Consider the following 26,055-nt stretch of genomic DNA (forward strand, 5'->3'; position numbering starts at 1 on the left):
CGCATGACCATCTCGGCGAATCTCTTGGTCCGCTTCGTATGCAGCCTGTTCGTCGTCACGCTCGCAACGTTCGCGCATGCCGCTGACGAAGCGCTTCAAGTGACGATCGGCGACGAACCAAAGCCAACTGTTCAGTTGTGGCTCGCGACGTCGCTGGAACGGGTCTTCCCGCAAACGAAGCCCGGTTCACAGAAGGTTGAACTGTTGGCGGCACGCAACGGCACGATCTCGTTCCAGGCTTGCATCCGCAACGACCGCGTCTATCTACTGCGCACCGACGGCGGGATCGAAGGCGCCGAGGGCTTGAAGCCGCGCACACGCTATGTCGGTCTCGTCCCGATGCTCCACTTCACGCCGACCACTGATCCGGCGGAACTCGACGGCGTCGGTTTCCTGCCTGGCTTAGTTCCCGATCCGCTCTATCCCGAAACGCAGCAGATGATTGGGCCAGGAGAAACTCGCTCCTATTGGATTACGCTCTGGATCCCCGCCGATGCGAAGCCGGGCGTCCGCGAGTTGAAGTTCAAGTTTTACCTAGGCGATCTGCGCCAAGAAGCTGAACTGCCGATCAAACTTGAGATCAGCCCCTTTGTGATCAAGCCGCGCGAGAACTTTCCCGTCACCCACTGGTGGCGCGGCGAAGCCACCTGGGACTACTATAAGACCGGCATGTTCGAAGACGAGCGTTGGTGGCAACTCACTCGCGACCAAATGCAAAACATGTACGACCATGGTTCGAACGTCGTCTACGTGCCGATGTTCTTCAATCGTCGTGAAACGTTCAAACGCCCTTGCCAGCTCCTGATCATCAATGAACCGGAACCGGGCAAGTACGAGTTCGATTGGACGAACGTGAAACGGTTTGTCGACATGTGTAAGGAGATCGGTTTCAAAGAGTTCGAATGGCCCCATATGTGGATCTACTGGGGCGTTGAGAACCCGATGAGACTCTACAAGAAAGTGGGCGACGAGTACGTCATGCTCTGGCCGCCTGAAACGAAGGCCCTATCCGACACGTACGTTAATTTTCTCAAGCAGTTTCTGCCGGCGTTCCACGAGTTCCTCGTTCAAGAAGACATCCTTAATGGATCGTACTTCCATCTCTCTGATGAACCGGGCGAGGGCCAGCACGTCGAAAATTACAAGGCTGCGCGGAAGGTGCTGAAGGACCTCGCGCCATGGATGAAGGTGATCGACGCCCTCAGCGATATTCAGTACGGCAAGCAAGGTCTCACCGATATGCCGATTCCGATCGTCAGCTCAGCTCAGGCTTACATCGACGCAAAGATTCCGCACTGGGTGTACTACTGCTGCGGGCCGACAGGACCATGGCTCAACCGGTTCATGGATACGCCGCTCGCGAAGATTCGCATGTCGGGCTGGCTCTTCTACAAGCTACAGGCCCGCGGGTTTCTCCACTGGGGATACAACTATTGGCACGCCCTCGAACAAGAACGAATTCTCGATCCCTTCGCCGACGGTTCCAGCGACATGTGGCCCGGCATTCCTTACGGCGATCCCTTCATGATTTACCCTGGCAAGGACGGCCCAATCGATTCGATTCGCTGGGAAGTCTTCGGCGAATCGCTACAGGACTATGCGATTCTGCAAACCGCCGGCATCAGCCCGGACGATGCGTTGCTTGAAGACATCAGGACCTACGCCGAGTTCCCGAAAAACAAGGATTGGATCAGCGCGAAGCTGGAGCAGATTCTCCGCTCCCCTGCCTCGCCGGCGGTCGGCAAGACACGCACAGCGGATACGATACCGTAGCTGCTGAATGGCAGAGTTAGCTTCGCCCGCTGGATAGCGTGTTGACGATAGGGGCGTTGCCTTCCGCGCGGGCAACGCTCGTTCAATGCGCAGTAGACTCTTACGGTCACTGGCATGCCGGCGAGCCTTCGCGAAGCCCGGCACCGCCTCGGTAAGCCTCCGCTGCAGCCGTGTCAACTCGGGATCGACAGACGTAGACCGAGTTGCAATCTCGAAGGTTCCGGCCAGTATTCGCATTGCGTCTCAGCATCTGCTAATGAAGTGAACGCAGCCATGATGCTCGTACGAGCGGCGGCATGGCGATCGGACGGTGACGCTGACCGATGAGTGTCCGCGCGAGTGCTTGGCGATCGATGTCGCTAGAGTCCTCTATAGCGAACGACCGTCGGCCGCCCAGAGGCATTGTTATCACGTGACAACAATACTGTTCGGTATGCCCTCGATATGGCTTTAGGTCCTGGCGAGCATCTGATGTTGTATCGTGACTGCACCGCCTCACTGCTTCAAACTCTCACCGGGCAGTAAAATTAGGGCATCATTCCGGACGCGGCTAAGAGTTAAGGCGCGGACTCGATAGGAAAGCTGCGAATCGAGGCTTCCGCCACTCAGCTATGTGATAAGCGAAGGCGTCTCCGATGGCTCAACATGCTAAGGGAGGTGCTGCTACGCCCTACGCCGTAGCCATAAGGATCGTGACGAAGAATGATGCTAGTGTCATTGATTGCCATCTTGTTAATTGACGCAATGCGGCCGGAGACTTAGTCTTCTATCTAGAATCTGCGCCGCAGCGCCAAATCTTGACCAGCCAAGCGGTTGGCGTGTTCCGAAATGCTCCTGAAGAATCCGAATAATCAATTGAGAAATGTTCTCTCTCATCTTGAGTGCTGCAAGCTGTCCGGACGCAGGATACGCTTTCACTGCACGGCGCCTACACCGATTTTCTGGCTTAAGCCGTCACGCTCCTTACAATCGGCATCTTAGCCGACGCGACCCGAGCTTCCGTCGTTACCGACAACTCTGCCGGCTGGACGCTCGCATTCAGCGACGAATTCTCAGGAACTTCGCTCGACGCTTCCAAGTGGTCGCACCGAGGTCTCGGTCCGCGCCGCGATGCCATTAATACGGCTGATGCCGTATCGGTTGCAGATGGGCTACTCACGATCACCACCTTCACATCGGGCGGTGTTCACAACACGGGCATGATCGCCACGCAAGGCTTAACGCAGAGCATAAGTCGACCCGCAGCGATCCGCGGCTCGACGCTCGCATCCAGTCGTTCGAGCTCGCCTTCCGCATGCAAATGGAGGCGACAGACGCTTTCGACGTCGCTCAGGAACCGCAGTACATTCGAGACATGTATGGCTCCGGCGTTCATGCGCGGCAGACGCTCATCGCGCGGAGACTGATGGAGCGCGGCGTGCGGTATGTGCAGCTGTGGCACGGAGCTGGCCAACCTTGGGACAGCCATGCACAGATCGAGTCGTCCCATCGCAACCTCGCCGCGCAGATCGACCAACCGATCTCGGCGCTGCTCACCGACCTCAAGCAACGGGGAATGCTCGAAGATACTCTCGTCCTGTGGGGCGGCGAGTTTGGCCGGACGCCGACGGTTGAGCTGACCGCCGACGGTAACGCAGCCGCAGGACGCGACCACAATCCCTACGGCTTCAGCGTGTGGATGGCCGGCGGCGGCATTCGGGGGGGGACCGTCCACGGCGCAACGGATGACTTTGGCTTCAAAGCTGTCGAACAACCAACGAGCGTGCATGACTTGCATGCGACGATTCTCCACTTGCTCGGCTTCCATCATGAGCGCCTGACTTACCGGTACTCGGGGCGAGACTTTCGTCTGACAGATGTTCACGGGCGCGTGATCGACGGGATTCTCGCCTAGTGCATTTGCGCACTGAGGTGAGACACCTAGCGTGCGGCCGACGGCGGTTAGTAAGACGCGGCGGTGCAATCGACCTGGGCGTCAACTCGTCAGTTTTTGGGTAAAATCGGCCGTGAACACCTCCGCGTGTAAATAATGGGTTTCGATTCGCTATCAGCACGAAAAGCTTGCGGGAATAGCTGTTCCGGCACTTTTCGTGGTGGTGAACAGCGCCACGGGTTCAAGTCGCCACAGCATTGCGTCGATTCTTTGCCTCTTAGTGATCGGACGGGGGCTCTCAGGTCCGTTGATTCACTGGCACAAAGGCATCGCGACACATAGTACAAGTTCGGAAAGCCGAGGTTCTGCAAAAAGCGGTGAGCACGCCGTTACTGATCTCTACCCGATCACGATCCGCCGAAAATGAAGATCTGACTCTCAACAATGCGATTCAGCAAATTGTGATTTAACCAGCCGAACCAGTCTTCGGACCAGCAGACTCCTCACGCCCTCCTTCCCGCGATTGCCCTGCTTCCGACGATCATTTTGTGAGGACTTAGCAAAGTGGTGGCTAAGCCTCGCGAATTCATCGGGAGCACTGACGCTGCGTTGTATGTTTAACAACACGCCGCTGACGAAGCGGCATAGCGCATCCTCTGAATCCTCAACATCGCCCTGGGTGGCAAAAAAGGAGAGCAGAAGTGGGCCTATAACGGCCGAGGCAAATCTGCATTTCTCACCACGGTGTTGCCTTTGGGGAAGGCAATGCAATTGTTTATGTGCAGTACTTGAACCCAACACAACAGCAGCACAAGCAGGCGTATGCTGCCGGCGTGCACTCCTTATCATCGAACGCCACAACGCCATGATCGCATGGAACGTAGCACCTCGCGCTCAACGTGACGAATTCCGGAAAAGGTCGCAAGTGGCTGAGTAAGTGAGCAGCGACGGCGTTCCAACGCTTGTGCGTAGCCTCTCCAAGGGGCTTGATGATGCTGCCGGCTGAAGCAAGGCGTTCTTCAATAAACATCAGTGCGTTGCGTCGCACATCGGTTGGCATAGAGTTGGAATTGCCGCCTTGAATGCACAGAGGGTTGTACGCTATGCCGATATCAGCCTCATAGTCTCGGACTGCATCGATTGCGTATATCGCGCCGCCAAGTGCGAGCCCGAGCGTCTCTCGCTGATCGAAAGACAGTTCGCAGCCGTTGTCTCCGAACCGTTGAATATCATGTACCACCGCAGCATACGCGCACCCGGTTGGAACTGCGGCCAGACGAATCTCGGACTCTGAACTCACTTCAAGCACATATTGCTCCTGTAGCGTCTGCTGTAAACGACTCACGTTTGCGCCAATTCCCTCCAGCAGGCTAGATGATCGCGCAAATGTTTTCTGGTACATGGCGTTAGCGGTCGCAGTGCGCCATGTGCGCCGGTCACGCTCGTTGTCTTGCACTTTCACTCCAAGCGTAAACGCTGAAATCGATGCGAGATATTTGAGCAACAGTGGCAGGCCATCTTGCTTGGCGCGGCTGACTCCGCCTCGCAAGCAATTACCTCGGTTGAGGGGGCATTGTTTCGATGCTCTTAGGAATCAGAAGCCATGCTAACGTTGCGATATCATGAACGACTAGCAGTCGCGACGCGTGTCCGTACTCGGCCGCCAGCGCTCCGCAAACATTGCAATAAGTAGAAGAATACGCCACTCGGTCCGGACCGCTGAGCCGGACTTGAGAAGGTCTTAGAATTCCAAACATTGTTTTGGCCCTGCTGGAGAGTCGTCTTACCCAAGTTCACAATATCCAAATTTGGGATATTCTCAAGCGGGATATATCGTCGCGGCCACAGTTAGGCCCGCGACATGGATAAGCAGATTCACAGCCGAGAGCACAAAATTCTCGTTTCGCTGCTGCGCGAGCTGCGAATGAACGCGGGATTTCGCCAAATTGACATGGCGAAAAAGCTTAAGCGGCACCAGTCATTTGTAAGTAAGCTTGAGCTCGGAGAGCGTAGGATCGACGTCTTGGAACTGCGTGAGATTTGCAAAGCGTTTGGGACGCCGTTTTTAGAAGTTGTGGCGGAACTAGACCGCAGGCTGCGCCGGGCTTAAGTCTTCCACCGCGTCACGCTGAAGGCAGCACTGGCGCCATTGACGCTTCCATCACCTCACTGGCGCATTGAGTGGAGAATTCCGCCGTTCACCGCCCAGCCTCCACGCCTGCTCCACAGGGATTCTCCTAACTAAATTCGCGTTCAAATCGCGTCATAATTAGATGACGAGGGTTAGCGGTTGGCGTTGAAACGCCCCGACCTCCGTCATCCTCTCTCCAGGAGACGCGCCTGTGAATTACACCCCCATACCTGCGCACGAAATGCGCGCCTATCGCGTGGCGGGCCACGCCGTGATGGCCCGCGAGCTTGGCGTCTTGTGCGAGACGCTCGGCGATGGCGATCGACACTATCGCTTCGAAACTTTCTTCGATCACTGCGAGCAAGCCGCCAAAGAACTGCCGTACATTCCCGTGCGAAATTACGTTCGCTTCCTCATGGCGGGGCCAGCGGCAGAACTCCTTCGACTGGAGCGGCACCACTCCATTGATCACCGCGCCCCGGGCCGCACGCGGTTCCGTCAGCACTGGCTACTACGCCGCCAAGCAAAGCCCGATCCGGCGCTCGATTGGGCCTTCGCAATCGTGATGGGTTGGTTCGGCGGAGGACGAACGCGAAACGCCGCAGAAGTGTTCGACGATCACTGGCGTTCCGCGATTGAAGCCTACCAATATCCAACACTTTGGAAGGACGTCGATCGCATCGCAGAGGAGATCTTGAGCCATGACGAGGTCGTCTGAGCCGCAACCAGGAAGACGCCATGCTTCAATCGTTAATCTTCACGCTGGCGGCAGTGCTGGTAAGCGTCGCTGTAGCGTTCGCTCGCGAGGTGCGCATCCGCCGAATGCTCGAGCGGATCATTGCGGTACTCCTCGATCGACTGAGGCTCCGTCATGAACAGCGCGAAAACAACAGCACTAACGATAATCGCCCTAACTCTGTGGGGTCTGATCGGCTGCCGAGACCAGTCGACGGAGATCGCCCGCGAGGCGGCTGACCGTCAAGCTCGCCAGAGCGAGATTATCGCTCAGACGGCTCAAGGGGCGAGCGAGAATGCTCGTCGTCTAGGGGAAGAAGAGTCGCGGGCTCGGCGCGACTTGATCCTCGCCCAAGGAAAGCTCCAGGATGAGCGGAACCGGCTACTCGCGAATTGGAGTGAGCTTGAGCTAAGCCGCCAAGCTGCAATTGAACGTCAGCGCCGATGGGCGGCCACCGAAACCGTGGGCGCCTCATTGGCGGCGGCGCTGGCTGCGCTACTGGCATTGGGCATTTGTTGGCGCGTCATGGCGGGACAGGGAAGTTCCGCCATCGACGTCGAGGCCGCTTGCTGGCTATTCGAGCTGGATGCTTCATGTGATACGCGGACTCGTCAACTTGCCACGACCACTTCCATCGACACTACAGGTCAAACAACGATTCAAGGAGAACTCCCATGACCACGACCACATTTTCGAAGACATCATCGGCCTGTTTGCGTCGTCGCTGGCGGCGGCAAATCGGCGTGCATGCTTTCTCGCGTTACGAGCGCCGCCCTCGCGAGGGGGCGGCGCTTGGTTTTTACTACCATGCCAATGGATCGAAACTGGTGCCACTCCATCGAGTGACCACCATCGTGGTTTTCGATGATCCGGACCGCGGCGTGCAGCTTGTCGGCTTTCGTCCAAGACTAGTCGGCAACTCGGTCGATTGGACTGCCGAGATCGTGATGCGGAAGTCATTGAGCAGCTGTCCGCGGCCGTACGCCAGAGGACGGCGGCTAGATAGTCGCTGGCGATCGCTTCTGGAGTTGGCGTTGCGCCTCGAGCACCGGCTTCACCAGGCGCAGCGCCACTTGCGGCGAATGGAGCAGGCTCCGCTCCGGTGGCCGCAACTATGGTCAGCGTTCGCAGCAGACGCAGCGGAAGGGCTTAAAGGCTCAGGCGAGGAGCTGCTAGGGCTGTGCGATCGGTTTGGGATCTCACCGCAAGCGATGTTGACTAAGTACAGGAGAGTCCACGAGGGGCGCATCTTACTTCCTTTCAGTTGGGTTGAAAGGCATAACGCAGCGATCTGGACGGATTTCGCTGGAGTGCCGATGCGGCAAGTGTGCAGAAAAGCGACGCCTACAAATTGCGAGTAATTTAAGTATCGAGACTAGGTAGATTGCAATGCTGGGGAAGATGCTACCTCCCCTTCTCGACTTGTGCGACCAGCTGCGAAGCCTTTACGCCCAAGGCGTTCGCAACCTTCAGAAGCGTTTGCACGGTTGGAGACTTCTGTTCGAGCTCTAGCAGGCTGATGTAATTACGCGACACGTCAGCGCGAAAAGCTAGTTCCTCCTGAGTTAACCCCGCTTTCTGTCTCGCTTTACGTATTGCACTGCCCAACATGCTTGCAAACTAAAGTTTGCAGAGCGGCAAGTCTTCCAACTATAGTGTGAATTGATCCGAGCTCCGCGTCTTACGCATTGATTTTGGCTACCCCCCCCCCACCGTTCACTGGAGATAACCTTTTCGATGAATAACTTTCTCGAAGAACCTCGCAGCAGGTACGCAGAATACTTTTGGCTCACTATTGCGTGCCTGATCGGATTTTTAGTGGCGCTCGCGATTCTCTACGCCGTGAAATCAAATAAAGTTTCAAGCGCGCCATTGCTGCCAATGCTTCGGCCGTCGCACTCTGGAATTGGTTATGTACTGATGCTTCAAAACGCTTCAGACCGCCCGCTGCGACAGATTGATCTCTACGTCACGGATCCTTCAGATGGCTCTCGCATGGCTTACACTGTCCCGTTGATAGGTCCAGGAGAGATCGTCGAGGTCGGTTGGCTTGAAGCTGCTTGGATCTTTGAGCGGGACCAAGTGGTTGCAATTGAGGTTAAAGGATTTGAACGAATTGAGGGAGGCGTAGACGCGACCCTCAAGGTTCAAGAAGAGTGGTATGACTCAAAGTTCAAGATGAAATCTCGCCAGTAATGCTTGCCCGCTTTCAGGAATCGTCTGAGAGATGTGACCTCACTTGCGCAATGAGAAGGACGGAGATCTGCAGGATATGGGCGATCTCGCCGTCAGTTTTGCCCTTCTTGATTAGATCCACAACGTCGATCTGCAAGTCTATGAGATCCGTGTCCGATGCGACTGTATCGACGTAGGAGTGTAATGAAGGGATCTGGAGGTCGTCTGCATTCGGCGTCAATTCCTCCTCTTTGCTTTGCCTGTTTTGGAAGCTTGCCAAACTTCTCCGCAGGCGCGTGATATAGCCATTAGATTGGCTTGGGGAGCCGGCAAGCCGGTGGTACGAAAAAAACAATCGCATCCATTTGTCGATAGAGTAAGGCGTACCAATAATCCACGAAAACGCCGTCGCGTAGCGTGACACCAACGTCGATCTTGGCGCTGAGAGGGATTTGGCGATTCGGGAATTATTCTCGATTCGCTCCAGGTCGTAGCCTGCACCGGTCCAGCCCTCTCGGCGGTCCCAGACGTTTAACCCTTCATCAAATGCCCTTAGCTGCAGTCGTTGCTCGGGGATATTGTTTCGGCGCTTCCATAGCCGGACGATTCGAGTGACGGCGGCGCTAATGACTCGCGTGGATGCATTGGGATCAATGTAGTACAGCGGCGCCATTGGAAACGAATCGAGTGCCGGGCTGATCAAAGTGTTGAGTTCTGCGCCGGCTCGCCGTCTTCGGGAGAATGCCGCTTCCTCGTTGTCGACTCCTTCATCTTCGCGATACCGGTTAGCCGCGACGTTGAAGAGTGCGCCGATTGTGGCGAGTTCAGGTGTGGGTAACGCCATAATCTGGTTGAGCAGCATCATTCGATAAGTCATCGGTTGCACCGGTCCCGCCAGAAATTCCGGCGCAACGGAATCGTCCTCTTCGAGCTGCTTGGATGTCATTGCCGGATCGACTGGCTCGCCCGTGACGCCCATCGTTTGGAGGATGAGCAGCGCGGCGTAAGCCGTCGCCTGCTCGTCGTGGCGATCCGTCGGAATCTCGCCTCGTAGGTAGCTACGAGCCAATCTCCAACACACTAGGTAGACAGGATGGCGTCGAGTGAACTCCCAGCGGTACTTCAACGGTAGCTGCGTGAGAGAGTTCTTGCGTGTGATGTCTTCGATAAAAACGTCGGGCATTGTCGTTGGGTGCCAAGCTTATGGCGTTACTGGGACCGGCGGACCTTAAAGCCAACTTCTGGCGAAAGTGCTAGCAGTTTGAGCTGGAACGCGCAGCGCGCGCGATATTCCGGCGCGCAGGAGGGGTAGAGGACCACACCACCCCTGTCTCAGCCGCTATGCCCCGTCTACAGCATACTGCCAGCACGCAGCCCAGCGAATCAACCCGTCAATATCTGACTCCATATCAGGCGGTGGCAGTCACAGGGCTCTCACTGTCGACGGTTTGGCGCTACATCCGCAGCGGCAAGTTGCCCGTCTACCAGCCTGGTGGTCCTCGATGCCGGGTCATGATCCCGCGAGAAGCATTACAGGGAATAGTCGCATCGGTGGAAACTGCCTGCAGGACGGCACCCGCGAGGAAACGCTCTGGACCGCGGGCAAGATGGAAAAAGTAAACATCAATATTTGGAGATTCAGTCAGTGCCTAAACCTCGTAAAAACAAGTGCTTAGAGTATCCTCATTTCAAATGGAGGCTCTATCAGCGCGAGGGAATCTGGTACGCAGACGGTCGCAGCAATACCCCCAACGCGGGGCGTCACTCGCTGGAGACAAGCGATTTGCTGGAAGCAAAGAAGGTTCTGCACGATCTAGACGAGCAGAAGGCAGAGGACTTGGGAATTATCCCACGTACTTCGCGGCCAACGACGAGCAGCGAAGTTTTATCGCTGGCTGATGGCCGGAAACTTTATGAACAGCACATTAATCGCCCAGCGGTTACCGGGGGCTTGCAAGAGTCGACAAAGAAAAAGTACCGCTCGCACCTGGACAAGCTGATCAATTTCCTTGCTGCGAAAAATATTAGCGCATGGAACCACCTCACTGCGCAGTTGCTGAGCGACTATGCTGCGTATCTTAAACGCGGGGGCCCAGAAGATTCGCGGCCAGAGTCGTACTCCGACAAATCGGTTTCGAACGAGATCGTGTTTGCCAAGCAACTAGTTAAGTGGTTTATAACCGAGGGGCACTTAGCGGGCATGCAGCCCATCGAACTCAAAATCCGCAAAGCCGAAAGCCAGCGTCCTTACTGTTGGCGAGCGATCGAGGTGGCCGCAATGATTAATCATTGTCGATCGCACAAAGGGCTCAATTGGTTGGGAGATGTAATCGTAGCGTTGGCATGCACCGGCCTACGCATCAGCGAGCTTGCTGGACTGCGATGGGCTGATATCGATCTTGAAGGCGGTATCTTAAGCCTGACGGACGAACGAAATTTCGGTCGCGACGGCAGTGGCCACCGTCGACTTAAGTCGGGCAAAAGTCGTAGCTTCCCGATTCACGCAAATTTGTTGCAGGTCCTGCGTACCTTATCGCAAGAAGTCGAGGACATCTTTCTGGGGCCTCGCGGCGGCAAGTTGAAGCCGGATACAGTGCGCCGCCTACTGATCCGCGATGTACTAACGCCGCTTGCCGACAAGTTCCCAACTCTAATCGGGCAACGTGGATTCCAAGATGGGCGGCTGCACAGCTTCCGCCACTATTTTTGCTCGACCTGCGCGAACAAAGGCGTGCCGGACCAAATGCTCATGAAGTGGCTGGGCCACCGCGACAGCGAGATGGTCCGGCACTACTATCACCTACATGACGCCGAGGCGCGTCAGCGAATGAATCGAATCGACTTTCTGGGACGCTTTGCGGATGGTCCGCACAGCCATCAGAATTAACAACCAGAGGAGCCGTCGAGCCGGGAAGAAGCCGTGAAAGCAGAGCCTTCGGCGGAGTTGATTGACTCAGTCATTGGCACAGTTACCTGTGCTGTGACGGAAGAGAATCACAAGTGCCTGAAAACCAGTTACTTGTGAACCGTCAGTCTAACGAAGCGGAGGGCACGGGACTCGAACCCGCAACCGGTTGCCCGGCACCTGAATTCCAATCAGGACGCTAGCCATTCGCTTACCCTCCAGAAATGGCGTGAACCTCTTATGATAGAACACTTTCCGTTACATGCAATCCGCGATTCAACGCTCAAAACTCTCGGGCAGGCCTGAGAAGCGCTCCACGGTCCCGACAACTAGGGCATGCGGACTTCACGAGTGGTCAGAATGCCGCACAGATTAGTGGCTCGGCGCGACTGCCGCAGGCCGACGTGCTGGCGACGTAAGTCGGCAGGGTGCGGCGATAAGAGCAACTGAGTCAATCCCTCGGCGGCAGCACCATGTTCTCGTCGGCGCGATTTCCGAGGTCGCGATGGACGATCGCATCGATGTCGTACGAAATGTCGCGCACGCTGCCATCGCAAAACGACACATTCCAAGTGGCGACATGTGCCGAACCGTAACGTCCGGCCGTGACTTCATCGGTCACGACGACGCCGTCGAACAAGGGCGTCGCCAACACATACTTTAGCCCAACCAACCACCCGGTGCTTCGATAGTTGTCGTTATTAAATCCAGTGCACCAAGTCTCGTTATCGCCGCTATTTAATCCTGACTCATAGTCGCCGTGGGGAATGTATCGCTCGCCAACCAGATAAGTGGAGGACAAACCGTCGAGCACATGACGCGTCGCAACTTTGCTACGCTCGTAGGAGACGCCGGTCATTGTTGGTTCGCCGTTCGGAAGCTGCAAGAAACGCGATTGATCGCTTCCCCAAATGCGATTGGCTGTCCAGACGTCGGCGTCGATGTAGTTCTTGGGACCCTGCCCCAGCGCATCGTTGTGCCATTCGCTATAGACGTGCCCTGAATTGATGGCGTAGTCGCTCCGACCGGCGGAGATCGGAGTGTTTGAGTTGAAGAAACCAAGACTTCCTCCCTCATGAGCCGAGAGCGGATACGTACGGTTCGCTCGTCGCGAAGGACAATTGAGCACGGAGAGCGGAGACTCGACGATCTGACAAGCGCCGACCCGCTGGTCTCGCGTCAGGACGTAGGGATCGCCATCGGAGGCGAGCCGATGGAGCGCGCTCTGCTCGCAGTAGGGAAGCAGGTTAAACATCCAGCCGCCCGGCTGATCTTTGCCGAATCCTCGGTCGGCGTCGCCAAGCCAATACCATCCCCAACCGCCGGTTGGGAAATGCCCTTGCCCATCGTGATGGTTGAGCGATGCCAGAGCGAGTTGCTTGAGATTATTCTTGCATTGCGTGCGTCGAGCCGATTCACGGGCCGATTGGACTGCCGGAAGCAATACGGCAATCAACATGGAAATGATGGCGATCGCCATCAATAGCTCGATCATGGTGAACGCAGACCGAGAAGCCTGCGCCGAGCGAATCGCGCGTGGCTGAAATCGCCGCGTCGTAGCCGATGTTCGCTGGTAGGCGGTCATGGCGTCTCGTCGCATTGCTGTCAGCCACTAACGTAGCTTCGCCTCACGATTGGCAGCAGTCTCTTGGCTAGCTGCTGCGGGCGTCGGCCGCGCTTGGGCGTGCGTCGAACTTCGGACTTAACCGGCTACTCGCCGAGTTGAAGTCCATATCGCATTGATAAGTATTGGAAGACCCGCTGACGCTCGGCGTTCGACAAGGCCGAGTCGTACACGATCACTTCGTACATATTGCCTAGAAAGTATGCCTCGTACCAGGGTTGTGCGTGGCTGCCGATATATTTTTTCGCGTGCTGTTCGAGTCGCCGCGGGGCGTCGGAAACCCCTCGGCTAACTCCGTTGACCATTAATTCCGACTGATTGCCGACGGCATCGTAGGTATACGCCACGGCGCACGGGGCCAATGGCTTTACTGGCACGCCGCTTATCATACCAACGTTTGAGGTCTCTCCAACAGAATTACTCGCCCAAACGAGGCCGCGTGGGACATGGTCGGTGAGGAGGCTCAGCTCAAGCGAGGGGGCGTTCAGGCCATATTTGAGCAGCATTCCGCCATGAGTAGAGCTGGCAAACGTCGCCGGGCTGGGGGCAAACACCACAAATGCCGTCTGCTGGTCGCCAGCTTCCATCGGGCTCGTCGATAGATAAGTCGACCACCCGTCGAACCGAATCGCCGGCCGCTTCTCGCCGTCGCGGATCCAAGTCGGGCAAAGCCGCTCATCGAACTGCCAGGCGTCGTCCGGGAAACTGTTTTCGCCAACGAGAATATCGGGCCAGACCGAAACGGGATCTCCTTCTTGCATGCTCGGCATCACGTCAGCCGCCAGCCAGAGCGATAGCTTCTCCGTCAGCGGCAACTGAGGGAGCTTATCGGCGGGAAGATCGGGAATCAGACGACGGACGAACTTCTTGCTATCGGCTCGAATTCGCTCCGGCTTCTTCGTGGACACGCCGAATTTCACCGCTTGGTCCTGGCGGGTATGCACCAGATTGCCGTCGACGCCCTTTTCGCCAAGCGGCCGCGTGACGACGTCGCCGTCGAAGACGTGGATTTCCGAATCGCCTAGCTTGTCGACAGCCACGCCAAACTCGGTGCCCAAGTCGACGACTTCAGCCGTCGGCGTGAGGATCGTGTAGCCGCGAGCGAATCTCGGCACGGCGGCTGCAATCTTTCCCGACGAAAGCTTCGCTTCGATGGCAGTCGTCATCACCATATCGACCGGGCCTTCAAGCATCACGCGCGTGCCGGCGTCGTAGGTCAGCTGCACGACCCCTTTCGTCAGCCGGAGGCGCTGCCCGGGCGCCAGCGTATCGCCAAACTTCAGACCCTGGACGCCTTTCGGCCACTCGCAGCCGGAGAGACCGGTGACTCGCGCCACGGGCGGGCTGCCGGGAGAGGCGGCTCCTTTGTTAATCTTTTGCTGATACTTCTTCACTTCAGCCGGATCACTGGCCGCGGCAAGCGTGTGGAGATGATCGAGCTTGGCCATCATCGTCGTGTACTGCCACATAAACGCCACGGCGGCGATGCTGGCGACGAGAGCGACCGCAACGCCATGCCGATTGACATAGTCTGTGGCGCGCCGGAACTTATTGGGAAGCGTCCTCGGCGACTCCGCCGCAGGATGGAAGCGTTCCTGAACCATCCGCCGAGCGGCGCCCGCCGGCGTCACCATGGGGATCACTTCCCCGGACGCGGTCTGCTCCCGGGGATGCTGCAGGAAATCGAGCGCTTCGCCGAGCGTACCAATTTCTTCCGCAAGGACTGAGTCGTCGTACAGAAATCGCGCAGCCGAGCTCCGCAGCGCTTCGCTACCACGTAGCAGCGCATCGAGGCGTTCACGCTGTTCGTCCGACAACTCCCCGTCGAGTGCGACTAGCAAGAGTTCTCGAAGTTCGTCTTCTTCGGTGGCCATTGTGGGTTCCTAGCGACGATCAGCAGTCATCGTCGCCGCCTCTAATCCGCTGCCCTAGTCTGCGTTCCAGTTCAAACTCGCTTCGACGCAACGCTCGAGTCCCTTCCTGATTCTCAGGAAAAGACTCTTGATCGAGTCTTCGCTCCGCTGCGCTTCCGCGGCGATTTGTCGAATCGACATTTCCGCACTGTAACGCTGCCAGAGCAACTCGCGATTTCTTCGCGGCACTTTTTCAAGACACTTCCGCAACGCGGCCTGCCGGTCGTTGGCGTCCGCTGCTTCCACGGCGGCAGAGTCGAGCATCATCTCCGCAACTGCCGTCGAATAGACGTGCCGATCGCGTTGACCGTCGCGCAAAAACGACAACACTTCGAAGCGGGCGATCGTCAATCCCCACGGCAAAAACTCGGCCCCGACGCGAAACTCGCTCGCCTTTTTCCAAAGCACGAGATTCGTGCGCTGCAGCACGTCGGCCGCATCGGCGTAGTTCCCCAGCGACGCCAAAATATAACCGCGCAAACGCCCCTGATTGGCAGTCAACGCCTGCACGTAAGCCTCTAGCGCCTCGCTGCGTTCATCGCTCATCGTGGAACTTCAACGATTGGGAATTGCGGTCTTATATCTCAACCAATGGTGCGTTGCCTTCCTCTCCAGCATAGAGTCTCCGCTGAACCGATGCTGGTGTCGAAGAAACTCCGTGATTCGGCCAGTTTCTTTGAAAGAAATCGTCTCGGCGGAATCTCGCCGACAAAAGAAGAAAATGTGAAGAAAGCGCGTCACCACAGCGACGCCTCCGGAGATACTAGGCAGACCGCGGTGGGGACGCCGCGGTTAATAGACTTTTCTAATCGCTTCTCATCGTGACGACGCACGACTTCGCCCGCTATGCGGCGATGGTCCAGGCGGCTTGAGTAACGGCGGCGCCCGCAGTCGCTAGCTACGCGACGACGGCCGACGTTCCGCCGACAGAGATAGCGAGTTGGCAAGACTGTGTGAATCTGCTGGGCCTCCAAGCGAGGCAAGGGATAACAGCAACTCTTTCGGGGATGCATCATGACGCGTTTGAGGCTTTTCATCGCGGCAACGCTCGCTGCAATTGGTCTGAGCATTGCGGCCGCGCCGGAGGCAACGGCGGGATTCGACATCTACTGGCTGCCAACCGGCAGTTCGGGGTGGAATTCGAACGCCAATTGGTCTTACACGCCTGGCGGCGCGGCGCGGCCCGAGGGAGCACCAGGTGCGGCCTTTGAGGAAAACGGCGTCATTAACAATGGCGGAACGGCGACGCTCGGCACGGCAATCATCCAAGACGTCGGCGGAGTATCGCTCGGACAAGCTGCAGCTGATTCGGGCACGTTGTCCATCACCTCCGGCGGCGTCTTCAACAGCGTCGTGAGCCCGTCGACGACGGGCGCCGCCGCGATCGGCGTCGCCGGTACGGGGACGCTCAACGTTAGTGGAACTGGTTCGTTCGCCGCGACGAGTCTCTCGGTAGCCGGACAAGCGGCCAGCCAAGCGACCTTCAGTGGCAATGCCGCCGTCGCGATCAGCGGCAGCTCGACGATCTCCCGTAACCTGCGGATCACGGGTCCGAACGTCAACTTCAACTCCGCGACCGGAGTGACGTTCCAAGGAACAAGCGTCTTGACGCACGAGATCACTAGCGGCTCCTCCCAGTCGCCGGTGAAGTCCGCCGCCAGCGTCGCCCTCGGCGGCAACTTGGCGGTGCAGTTCAATGGCGTCACGCCGACCGCAGGCAACTCCTGGAATCTCGTCGACGCCGCCGCCATCACCGGCAACTTCGCCAACGCGACGATCGGCGGCCAGGTTCAAGTGACCGGCGCTCCCGCCCCGGCACTCGGTTCGGCGTATCGACTCCGCCAAACGGCCGGCGGCGCCAACGGCCAGTTGTTGCAGGTCGCCTTAGAAACGATGCTCGTGCTGCGGGTCAACCGTGACACGGGCGAGCTTTCCATCCGCAATCCGCTCGGCGCGGCGGTAACGCAACTCGATGGTTACACCATCAGTTCGCCCACCATCGGTTCGCTGCTCACCAGCTACAAGGGAATCTCCGGCGCTCCCGCCGGAAACGCTGGTTGGGAAAAGGCTACCGGAAATTCCGCCAATGGTTTGGCTGAATTTAAGCCGACCGGCTCGTTCAACGTTTCTACCGCAGGAACGTCCGTCACCCTGGGAACCGGATTCAGCAAAACCGCGGTCGCCAGCAAGGGGCTTGGCGTCAACGGCGAAGACCTCCAATTCACCTACCACGCCACCGGCGGCGGCGTGGTGAGCGGGCAAATCGAATACGTCGGCACGCAGTTCCTCAACAACATCGCGCTGATCGTCAACACGACGACCGGCATCGCATCGCTTAAGAACGACACCCTGACGTCGCTATCGATCGACGGTTACTCGATCCTCTCATCGACCGGCGCGCTCAACGGAGCCACGTGGACGAGTCTGGCCGATCGCGCGGGAACATATCCAAATTGGCAAGAATCGCCGACGACGACCAACGCCTTGTCGGAGACGAATCCGGTCGCGCCGCTCGCCATTCCTGCCGGGCAATCGATCTCGCTCGGCAACATCGGTAACTTCGCCACGCAGTTGGCCAAAGATGGCTTGAGCATGAAGTTCATCCTTGGCAACGAATCGACGTTCCGCATGGCCACGGTCTCGTTCACCTCCGGCGCAGCGCTGGCGGGAGACTACGACAACAACGGCCGCGTCGATGGCGCCGACTTCTTACTGTGGCAACGCGGCGGCTCGCCGAACCCACTCAGCGCCGGCGATCTGGCGACGTGGAAAAGCAACTTCGGAGCTACTTCCGCCGTCGGCGCCGCTGCCGCCGTGCCGGAACCTGCCGCTTGCGTCTTGGCGTGTGCGGCGTCGCTCGCCGTCGTCGCCGGCCGCCGCCACCGTCAATGATGGTGAATGCATGATTCAACGCGATCGGCGTCGAATCTTTTTGTCGCCGCCCTGCCCCGTCAACAAGATTTTTCGAACACGACTCTCGGAGGTAAGAGAGAGATGATTCGCATCCAAGCTATTTTCACCGCCACCCTCGTCGCCGCGACGATCGCGTCTTCGGTGCATGGCGCCGCCACGCTCTCGTTCAACGCCAGCCCGCCGGTGCTCGGAACTTACGATCAGTCTCAGTTGTTGGATGACGCCACCATCCCGGGGGGCAACACCCCGGGCGGCGGAACGTACAACTCCCAATCGTATACCGACAACGGCGGGCCGCTGGGGCAAACGTTCACCGCCCCCAGCACGAAGCATCTCTACGCCTTGACCGCCCTCACGTTGAAGGGCGTTGGCGACACGGGTGGCGTGATCGACGCGGCTGGCGTTACCTGGGCCGTCCGCGTCAGCAAAGTCAGCGGAACAACGCTAACGCCGCTGAAAACCATCACCGGCATCCCGACGCTCACCGGCGCTATCGGCACGGAATGGGTGACGCTCTCATTCACCGGCACTGATGCAACGACGCTCGACGGCTCCGCGCAATACGCCTTCGAGATTTACACCACCGGCGGCTGGTTTGGCGTCGACGCGACGCAAGGCGACGCCGCCTACGCGGGAGGCTCAGCGTTTAACAGCGCCGGTGCAGTCCGGTCGTTCAACGACAACACGCTCGGCAATGTGGCCGCCCATGGGTACGACCGAACGTTCGTCGCCCAACTCGCGGCCCCCCCCGGCGGCCCCGGCGACGTTGACAACAACGGCGTCGTCAATCTCGCCGACTACACCATCATTCGAAACAATCTCGAAAAGCCGGCGGCGATCTTCACCAACGGCGATCTCAACGGCGACAGCTACGTCGATCTCAATGACTTCCGCCGCTGGCGCGCGGCCGCTCCCCCTGAAGTTGCCGCGCTCGTCGGAGTTCCCGAACCGGCAACGGCCGCGTTGGCTCTGTGCGGCGCCCTGCTCGTGGTCGCTCGCGGGCGACGACTCCGCCGCTAAGTCTCGGGACGCGGCCCTTTGAATGCGTGCGACTCATCGGCACGTTCCTCTCTTCAACTCATACCAACTTCCAATCCTGACGGTCCGGACGAGTTTCAGGAAAGAACATCTATCATGAATACAAAGCACCTGCTGGCGATCGTCGGAGCTCTGGCGTGGCTCCTACCCGCGACTGCTAACGCCCAAAGCTTGGGACTCAATTTCGCCGCCGGCGACCCCGACGCCGCGACGAGCTCGCTCAATCCGACCGACGTCGCGGGCGTCATCCCCGCGGCCAACTGGAACAATTTGCTCGGGGCCAATGGAACGGGCGTGGGCGGACTCTTCTACAACAACGCCGGCACGCCGGTCGCCAGCGGGGCGACCGTCACCTGGACCAGCCCGAATACCTGGCGCTCCGGCGGCAACAACGCCTTCCCCGCCAGCCCGAACAAGATCCTTACCTCGGGCTACCTCGACACGGGCGACACGGCCGCTAACGGCATCTCGATCACCGTCAACAACCTCGACACGACGCTCCGCACGCCGGCGTACGACGTGTACGTCTACTTTATCAGCGACTCGAACGCGAATCGCGGCGGCGGTTACACGATTAACGACGGCATCAACAACATCGTAAAGTACGGCAGCTCGATGGGGAGCCCGACGGCATTCGTCGAAGACCCAGGCATCGATGCCGACCTGTCGGTCGACGGCAACTATCTTCGCTTTCGCGGCTTGACGGGGTCGTCGTTCACGCTGACGACAAACACGACGCTCACGACGCCCAATGGGTTTCGCGCGCCGATCAACGCCATCCAGATCATCGGCGGCGTTTCGCTCGCGCCTGGACCTGGCGATGTCAACGAGGACGGGTTCACGAACCTCGCCGACTACACGCTTATCAAAAACAACTTCTTCCTGGCGACGGGCGCCACCCGCGTGATGGGCGACCTCACGCTCGACGGCAAGATCGACCTGGCCGACTACGCGATCTGGAAGAACAACGCGCCGGCCGCTGTGCTGGCGCAGATTGGTGTGCCGGAACCAGCGAGCGCCGCCCTCGCCGTCGGCGCCCTTGTAGGACTTGTGGGCGTCGTGCGGCGTGGTTGCCGCTGTGGAAAGTCGTTGTGCTAACGGAACGCGTTTATCGAGACGGAGGAGTCGAGCCATGCGGCGTCGAATTGCAGGATTTACGTTGGTCGAACTGTTGGTGGTGATCGCGATCATCGGCGTCCTGGTGGCGTTGTTACTGCCTGCCGTGCAAGCGGCCCGTGAAGCGGCGCGACGCACGCAGTGCAAGAACAACCTCAAGCAAATGGCCCTCGGGTGCATGAATCACGCCGACGTTCAGAAGTTTTTCCCGACTGGCGGCTGGGGCTGGTTCTGGGCCGGCGATCCTGATCGCGGCTTTGGCAAAGATCAGCCAGGCGGATGGATATACAACACGCTCCCGTTTCTGGAGCAGGCCGCCCTCCATGACCAAGGCAAAGACGGGCAGCCAGATGTGCTGACCCAAAGCCAGCGAACGGCAGCACGAACGACGCTCTCGTCGCCACTCGACGCCATTACCTGCCCGTCGCGCCGACCAGGAGGCCAAACATTTCCTTATACCAATGCCACAGGAATCTACAATGCGCTGAAACCAGAACTGGTGGGTCGCAGTGACTACGCAGCCAACTCGGGAACGGTGTACGTCGAAGCGGATAGTTTCCCGCCGACGTATGCAGCAGTAAGCGGATTTTCGTGGTTTGAAAACCGTCTTCCAACCATGTCGCCCCCGCAAGATCCCACTCTTGTCTTGAATGGCATTTCCTACCAGCGCAGCCAAGTCACTTTCAAACATGTCACAGACGGCACGTCGAACACTTACATGGTCGGCGAGAAGGCGCTTACGACCGTCAACTACGAAACAGGCGGAGACGCCGGCGACAACGAAACTTGGTGCACTGGCTTCAACAACGATAACTTCCGCAAGACGGCCTCAGGCGCCTATGGCTCGCTCGCCGCGCTCACGCCGCTGCTCGATGCACCTGAATATCCCGCTGGCGTCAACGGCCAAGACGCCTTCGGTTCCGCTCACGCGGGCGGCCTCAACATGGCTTACTGCGACGGCAGCATTCACACCGTCAACTACGACGTCGACTGGCAAGTTCACCGCGATCTGGGCGACCGCGCCGACGGCAATGCCACGACGACAGGTTCTCCGTAAGTTTGCCTATCAACCAATTTGCTTGAACCGCGGACACCACTCGACTCAAGACCCAAGTCGACGTTTGACGAGCAAGCGTCTCGCCGTCGTTGTTGGGGGACAAACGGCGAGACGCTTTGCTCATTCAAGGACGCCAAAAAGAACGGGCAGCAGATAGCAGGACAGGAAGAGACAACAGCGGCACTTAAGTGCTTTGATCTTACACCCTCTGTTAGAAAGGCTCTCGCTGATGAAACGACGCTTCTGTCTGATGGCGCTCCTCGCAATGTTCGTGCCGAGCGTGACGCATGCGGCGGTGACGATGTCCTTCAGCGCTGGCAACGTGCCGCCGACGGCCGGCCCGCTCGATCAATACAATTTCCTGAGCGACGCCACGGTCCCCGGCGGATCGGCGCCCGGCGGCGGAACCTACAATTCGCAAAACTACAGCGACAATGGCGGCCCTCCTGGCCAGACCTTCAAAACTCCCGTCGGCGCAACGCCCTACAAACTGAAAGCGATCTCGCTCCTCGCCGTCGGCGACGGCGGCGGCGGGGTCTTTGATTCCGGAACCTGGAGCCTGCGCGTCAGCTCGGTGGCCGGCACAACGCTAACGCCAATCGCCACGCTCACCGGAATCGCGAATCTCGGTTCGAACGCCAACGACAAAGTCGAGGGATGGCTGAGCTTCAGCCTCACCGGCGCCGACTCGCCCACGCTCAACCCGAACGCAGATTATGCGTTCGAGATCTTCTCCGCCAATGGTTGGCAAGGTTTTGACGCGACGCAAGGCGACGCTGGCTACGCCAACGGCACGGCCTTCAACAGCGCCGGCGGCGCTCGGTCGTTCGCCGACGCAACGCTCGGCAACCTCGCCAACCATGGCTACGACCGCACGTTTCACGTCGCGCTATCCGCCGTTCCTGAACCGGCGACAGGGTTACTCGCATTAGGGGGGTTGGCCGGACTGCTGGCCTGCCGCCGTCGTTCAAAATAGTTAGCCTAACGCTCCCTCAGCTGCGGACCACAGAGATCCGTAGCAGAGGGGAGATGACGTACGCACCTGCCTTCGGAGTCGCGACCAATCGCGGCTCCGAAGGCGTTTGATTGAGTGAACAGGCGGAGGGGCGCCGTGATGAGCAAACAGCTGGGGTGGCGGCGGCGCATGCGACACAACGCTGCGCCATCGACTTTCAGGGGACGGTCGGCCTTCGCGGCGCGCCTGCCGCTCGGTTTTGAAGCGCTCGAAGACCGCCGCATGCTAGCGACTGTTCCGGCGGGGTTTACGGAGTCGGTCGTCGCGTCAAATCTGACGAGCCCGATCGCGATGACCGCCGAACCGTCGGGGCATCGCCTCTGGGTGGCGTTTCAGGACGGTCGCCTCGGCGTCATTGAGCACGACGCAATGCAGTCGCAGTTGGCGTATACGTTGCCGTGCGATGGAACCGGCGAACGAGGTTTTCAAGGCATCGCGCTCGACCCCGATTTCGAGACGAACGGTTTCATCTACGTCTATTACACGGCGACGTCCCCCGAGAGCCACAATCGCCTCAGCCGGCTGACGGTCGATCCGACGACGGACAAAACGATCCTGCCCGGCAGCGAAGTGGTACTGCTCGATCTGCCGCTCTTCTCCCAGTTGCCGACGAACAAGGCGCCCATTTGGCACATGGGCGGAGCGATTCAATTCCTCTCCGACGGCACGCTCACGATTCAGATCGGCGATCACCAGAACAACAGCATCGTGCAGAATAACAATGCCCCGCTCGGCAAAGTGCTGCGCGTCAATCGCAATGGTTCGCCGCGGACCGACAATCCGTTCTACAATCCTGCCGACACGAATCCCGCTGGCGGAAACGACTGGAGCGGCAACGCTCCCGGAGACGTCGACTGGATCGACTACGTGTGGGCCTCGGGGTTGCGCAACCCGTTTAGCAGCGACGTCGACCCTGTCACCGGCCGCTACTTCATCAACGACGTGGGCGAAGGAACATGGGAAGAAATCGACGAAGCCACGGTCGCCGGTCGCAACTTCGGCTGGCCGCTCACCGAGGGAACGTTTAATCCTGCGACGTTCCCAACGTTTACGAACCCCTGGTTGGCGTACAACCACAGCGAGGATAGCGCCATCACCGGCGGCGCGTTTTACAGCGGCGTCTTGCCGCAGTTTCCGGCGCAGTATCAGGGAGGTTACTTTTACTCGCAGTTCACGGCTGGTCGCATTAAGTATGTCGATCCGGCGAATCCAGCGTCCACCGTCACGTTCGCGACTGGCGCCGAGTACCCGATGAACATCGAAGTGACGAGCGACGGCTCGCTTTACTACATCGCTCGCGGAGCCGGCGCGGGAGGAGCGCCGGGGATTGGCACGGGGTCGATTCGCAAGATTCAATTCGCCGCCAACGTTGCCCCGCAGATCAACCAGCACCCGAGCAACGCGCTGGTTTCGATTGGGCAGAATGCCACGTTCACCGCGAGCGCCGCCGGATCGACGCCATTAAACTACCAATGGCAGCGTTACAACGGTTCGGCGTTCGTCAATATTCCCGGTGCCACCGGCGCCACGCTCACGCTGAACACCGTCTCCTTGGCCGATAACGGCGCCCAGGTGCGCGTCGTCGTCACGAACATCGTCGGCAACGCCGTGAGCAATGTCGCCACACTCGCGGTGACGACCGACACGCCCCCGACGCCAACGATCGTCACGCCCACGCTCAGCAAGACCTACGTCGGCGGCGAGACGATCTCTTTTTCAGCCACCGCTCAGGATCTGGAGGATGGGGCTCTCGGCGGCAGTGCGATGACATGGCAAGTCGATCTTCATCACGATACGCACTCGCACCCCTTCATGCCGCCGACGACGGGAATTAGCTCGGGTAGCTTCGTGATCCCCACAATCGGGGAAACCTCGCCCAACGTCTGGTATCGCATCACGCTGACGGTCGTCGATTCAGCAGGCCTCAAAACGAGTATCTTTCGCGACGTCCATCCGGCGACCAGTAACTTCACCGTGATGACGAACTTCGGCGGCGGGCAAATTCTCGTCGACGGCCAACCCCAAGCAGCGCCGCTAACGACGACCGGCGTCGTCAACATCGAACGGACGCTCACCGCCCCGCTGACGCAGTTAACTTCCACAGGCGCGCTGGCGACGTTCATCCGCTGGCAAGATGGAGAAACGAGCAACACCCGCACGATCGCGACGCCGGCGAGCGGCCAGGCATACATCGCCCTCTACGCCGATGCTTCGGGGTCGCTCGCTTTCCTCAGCGATCTGCCAATTGCGAACGCCCCCGCGCCGAATGGCTGGGGACCCATCGAACGCGACACCAGCAACGGCGAAGCGGCGGCCGGCGACGGTGTGCCGATGGCGATCCAAGGCGTCGGGTACGCGAAGGGCCTCGGCGTCCACGCAGCTTCGGACGTCCAGTATCAACTTAGCGGCAAATTCGAGCGGTTCATCGCCGACGTCGGCGTCGACGACGAAACGGGCGACAACGGATCAGTCACCTTCCAGGTCTACGCCGATGGGGCCCTGCTCTTCAATTCCGGAACGATGACCGGGGCCAATGCGAGTCAGAAGGTCGACGTTAGCGTCGTCGGCGTGCAGGTCTTGCGGCTGGTCGTGGGGAATGCCGGCAATGGCGATGGCTTGGACCACGCCGATTGGGCGAACGCCCGGCTCATCGGCGATCAAACCGGTTCGCAAGTTTACGTCAACTTTCAAACAGCGTCTGCAGCGACCCCGGCAGGGTATCTCGCCGATGCAGGCCTGGTCTTCGGTAACCGCGGCAACGGCCAATCGTACGGATGGTCGAGCGATCACACCGACGTGGCCCGCGATCGCGACGTCAACGCCGACCAACGGCTCGACACGCTCAACCAATTTCATGCCGGACAAAACTGGGAACTTGCCCTACCGAACGGCGTCTACGCGGTGACCGTCTCGATCGGCGATCCCTCATTCACCTCTTCGCATACGCTTAACGTGGAGGGAGTTGCCTTTTGGAGCAACGTCTCGCTGGCCGCCAATCAATTCAAGCAGCGGACGATGATGGTCACGGTCGCCGACGGCCGTTTGACGCTCGATGCGGGCAACGCGGCGGAGCGGGGAACTCGGCCGAACTACATCGAAGTCATCCCCACGGCCGCGCCGACCTTGTTCCCGCTGCGGCTTGGCGATTTCAACGCTGACGGACGCGTCGACGGCGTCGATTTTCTCCGCTGGCAGCGTAGTTACGGCGCCACCGGCAGCAGCCACGCTCAGGGCGACGCCGACGAGGACGGCGACGTCGATCAGGCCGATCTGGCGGTCTGGAAAGCAAGTTTCGGGGCGAGCAATCCGCCGGCGGCTGCGGCCTCCTCCGCAGCTGCGGTTGCGATTTTAGATTCACTCGCTGCACCGACAAGCATCGCGAGCACCGATCCCTCCACGGCACACTCGGCAGACGCAGCGTTTGCTGAAACGCTCGCTGAAAGGCCGCCTTTCGCGCTAACGACGCTCGGCTTGCCGGCGGAACTGTCGACTCGTCGAATCGCATCGCTCCCCGTGCGGAATTGCGATCCACCAACGACCTCCATCGTCTACGAAGAGCCTGCAGCGCCGAGCCTCAACCGTCGCGATTGGGCCAAGAGAGACGCAAGTCACGCGACGTTGAACGTGAGCGACCATAAAGCACACGACGATGCGATCTCCGCAATCGATTTCACCACGCTCCGACATTGGTCCGGCAAGTTGCGGCAGTTCGCTCGCGAATGACACACTGAATCGTACGGCATCATGAGCGGCTGAACTCCTCCACGACGCACTCTCATCACTGCA

At 59.0% G+C, this 26,055-nt stretch carries 20 protein-coding genes, 1 tRNA gene and 1 pseudogene; 13 read left to right on the forward strand and 9 right to left on the reverse strand.

The features are described from left to right. Positions 1 to 3: 3 nt before the first annotated feature. Positions 4 to 1,773, forward strand: coding sequence for a DUF4091 domain-containing protein (locus ACQY7R_RS14075; protein ID WP_428306225.1), 1,770 nt, complete (start codon positions 4 to 6; stop codon positions 1,771 to 1,773). A 1,201-nt stretch (positions 1,774 to 2,974) separates the two neighbouring features. After that, positions 2,975 to 3,667 (forward strand): annotated as a pseudogene (locus tag ACQY7R_RS14080) (DUF1501 domain-containing protein); the annotation flags it as partial. A 754-nt stretch (positions 3,668 to 4,421) separates the two neighbouring features. Here ACQY7R_RS14080 and ACQY7R_RS14085 read toward each other — a convergent pair. Continuing rightward, positions 4,422 to 5,195: a DUF5685 family protein gene (locus ACQY7R_RS14085; RefSeq protein ID WP_428306226.1), complete on the reverse strand. Its 774-nt coding sequence runs from the start codon at positions 5,193 to 5,195 to the stop codon at positions 4,422 to 4,424. Positions 5,196 to 5,199: 4 nt separating this feature from the next. Further along, positions 5,200 to 5,403: a DUF5685 family protein gene (locus tag ACQY7R_RS14090; protein WP_428306227.1), complete on the reverse strand. Its 204-nt coding sequence runs from the start codon at positions 5,401 to 5,403 to the stop codon at positions 5,200 to 5,202. Between the two features lie 104 nt (positions 5,404 to 5,507). Between ACQY7R_RS14090 and ACQY7R_RS14095 the strand changes: the two genes are divergently transcribed. After that, positions 5,508 to 5,756 (forward strand): helix-turn-helix domain-containing protein, encoded by a 249-nt coding sequence (locus ACQY7R_RS14095; protein WP_428306228.1) that lies wholly within the window; start codon positions 5,508 to 5,510, stop codon positions 5,754 to 5,756. Positions 5,757 to 5,988: 232 nt separating this feature from the next. Continuing rightward, the gene (locus tag ACQY7R_RS14100; protein ID WP_428306229.1) at positions 5,989 to 6,495 is read left to right on the forward strand and encodes a hypothetical protein; all 507 of its coding nucleotides are present in this window, start codon (positions 5,989 to 5,991) and stop codon (positions 6,493 to 6,495) included. Between the two features lie 32 nt (positions 6,496 to 6,527). Here the strand turns inward: ACQY7R_RS14100 and ACQY7R_RS14105 are convergent, their stop codons facing one another. Then, entirely contained in the window at positions 6,528 to 6,650 is a 123-nt protein-coding gene (locus ACQY7R_RS14105; RefSeq protein ID WP_428306230.1) for a hypothetical protein, read from the reverse strand. A 1,267-nt stretch (positions 6,651 to 7,917) separates the two neighbouring features. Next, complete coding sequence (locus tag ACQY7R_RS14110; RefSeq protein ID WP_428306231.1) at positions 7,918 to 8,124, reverse strand: helix-turn-helix domain-containing protein; 207 nt, start codon at positions 8,122 to 8,124, stop codon at positions 7,918 to 7,920. A gap of 126 nt (positions 8,125 to 8,250) precedes the next feature. Here ACQY7R_RS14110 and ACQY7R_RS14115 point away from each other — a divergent pair, with 126 nt between their 5' ends. Further along, positions 8,251 to 8,709: a hypothetical protein gene (locus ACQY7R_RS14115; protein ID WP_428306232.1), complete on the forward strand. Its 459-nt coding sequence runs from the start codon at positions 8,251 to 8,253 to the stop codon at positions 8,707 to 8,709. A 13-nt stretch (positions 8,710 to 8,722) separates the two neighbouring features. Here ACQY7R_RS14115 and ACQY7R_RS14120 read toward each other — a convergent pair whose 3' ends face one another. After that, entirely contained in the window at positions 8,723 to 9,871 is a 1,149-nt protein-coding gene (locus tag ACQY7R_RS14120) for a hypothetical protein (protein ID WP_428306233.1), read from the reverse strand. Between the two features lie 158 nt (positions 9,872 to 10,029). Here ACQY7R_RS14120 and ACQY7R_RS14125 point away from each other — a divergent pair, with 158 nt between their 5' ends. Together ACQY7R_RS14125 and ACQY7R_RS14130 are read left to right on the forward strand one after the other, a co-directional pair. After that, positions 10,030 to 10,308 (forward strand): helix-turn-helix domain-containing protein, encoded by a 279-nt coding sequence (locus ACQY7R_RS14125; RefSeq protein WP_428306234.1) that lies wholly within the window; start codon positions 10,030 to 10,032, stop codon positions 10,306 to 10,308. Between the two features lie 25 nt (positions 10,309 to 10,333). Continuing rightward, on the forward strand, positions 10,334 to 11,575 hold the full coding sequence (locus ACQY7R_RS14130; RefSeq protein ID WP_428306235.1) for a tyrosine-type recombinase/integrase: 1,242 nt from the start codon (positions 10,334 to 10,336) through the stop codon (positions 11,573 to 11,575). A 156-nt stretch (positions 11,576 to 11,731) separates the two neighbouring features. Here ACQY7R_RS14130 and ACQY7R_RS14135 read toward each other — a convergent pair. The 4 genes from ACQY7R_RS14135 to ACQY7R_RS14150 form a co-directional block, all read right to left on the reverse strand. Next, a tRNA-Ser gene (locus tag ACQY7R_RS14135) sits at positions 11,732 to 11,813 on the reverse strand. A gap of 231 nt (positions 11,814 to 12,044) precedes the next feature. Continuing rightward, positions 12,045 to 13,088: a DUF1559 domain-containing protein gene (locus tag ACQY7R_RS14140; RefSeq protein ID WP_428306236.1), complete on the reverse strand. Its 1,044-nt coding sequence runs from the start codon at positions 13,086 to 13,088 to the stop codon at positions 12,045 to 12,047. Positions 13,089 to 13,303: 215 nt separating this feature from the next. After that, positions 13,304 to 15,091, reverse strand: coding sequence for a LamG-like jellyroll fold domain-containing protein (locus ACQY7R_RS14145; protein ID WP_428306237.1), 1,788 nt, complete (start codon positions 15,089 to 15,091; stop codon positions 13,304 to 13,306). 54 nt (positions 15,092 to 15,145) lie between these two features. Continuing rightward, positions 15,146 to 15,676: a sigma-70 family RNA polymerase sigma factor gene (locus tag ACQY7R_RS14150; RefSeq protein ID WP_428306238.1), complete on the reverse strand. Its 531-nt coding sequence runs from the start codon at positions 15,674 to 15,676 to the stop codon at positions 15,146 to 15,148. A 468-nt stretch (positions 15,677 to 16,144) separates the two neighbouring features. On the opposite strand from ACQY7R_RS14150, the gene ACQY7R_RS14155 reads away from it, so the two are divergent. The 6 genes from ACQY7R_RS14155 to ACQY7R_RS14180 all read left to right on the forward strand — a co-directional run bounded on the left by ACQY7R_RS14155 (position 16,145) and on the right by ACQY7R_RS14180 (position 25,992). Further along, entirely contained in the window at positions 16,145 to 18,022 is a 1,878-nt protein-coding gene (locus tag ACQY7R_RS14155) for a hypothetical protein (protein ID WP_428306239.1), read from the forward strand. Positions 18,023 to 18,124: 102 nt separating this feature from the next. Next, on the forward strand, positions 18,125 to 19,063 hold the full coding sequence (locus ACQY7R_RS14160) for a hypothetical protein (protein WP_428306240.1): 939 nt from the start codon (positions 18,125 to 18,127) through the stop codon (positions 19,061 to 19,063). A 114-nt stretch (positions 19,064 to 19,177) separates the two neighbouring features. After that, positions 19,178 to 20,179 carry a dockerin type I domain-containing protein gene (locus tag ACQY7R_RS14165; RefSeq protein WP_428306241.1) on the forward strand — a complete coding sequence of 334 codons (1,002 nt, stop codon included), beginning with the start codon at positions 19,178 to 19,180 and terminating at the stop codon, positions 20,177 to 20,179. A gap of 34 nt (positions 20,180 to 20,213) precedes the next feature. Beyond that, positions 20,214 to 21,254, forward strand: a complete 1,041-nt coding sequence (locus ACQY7R_RS14170) for a DUF1559 domain-containing protein (protein WP_428306242.1) — start codon at positions 20,214 to 20,216, stop codon at positions 21,252 to 21,254. A gap of 229 nt (positions 21,255 to 21,483) precedes the next feature. Beyond that, complete coding sequence (locus ACQY7R_RS14175) at positions 21,484 to 22,230, forward strand: PEP-CTERM sorting domain-containing protein (RefSeq protein ID WP_428306243.1); 747 nt, start codon at positions 21,484 to 21,486, stop codon at positions 22,228 to 22,230. 168 nt (positions 22,231 to 22,398) lie between these two features. Continuing rightward, positions 22,399 to 25,992: an NPCBM/NEW2 domain-containing protein gene (locus tag ACQY7R_RS14180; protein ID WP_428306244.1), complete on the forward strand. Its 3,594-nt coding sequence runs from the start codon at positions 22,399 to 22,401 to the stop codon at positions 25,990 to 25,992. Positions 25,993 to 26,055: the final 63 nt, after the last annotated feature.

The organism is Lacipirellula sp. (assembly GCF_965279485.1).
In the GTDB taxonomy this organism is placed as follows: domain Bacteria; phylum Planctomycetota; class Planctomycetia; order Pirellulales; family Lacipirellulaceae; genus Lacipirellula.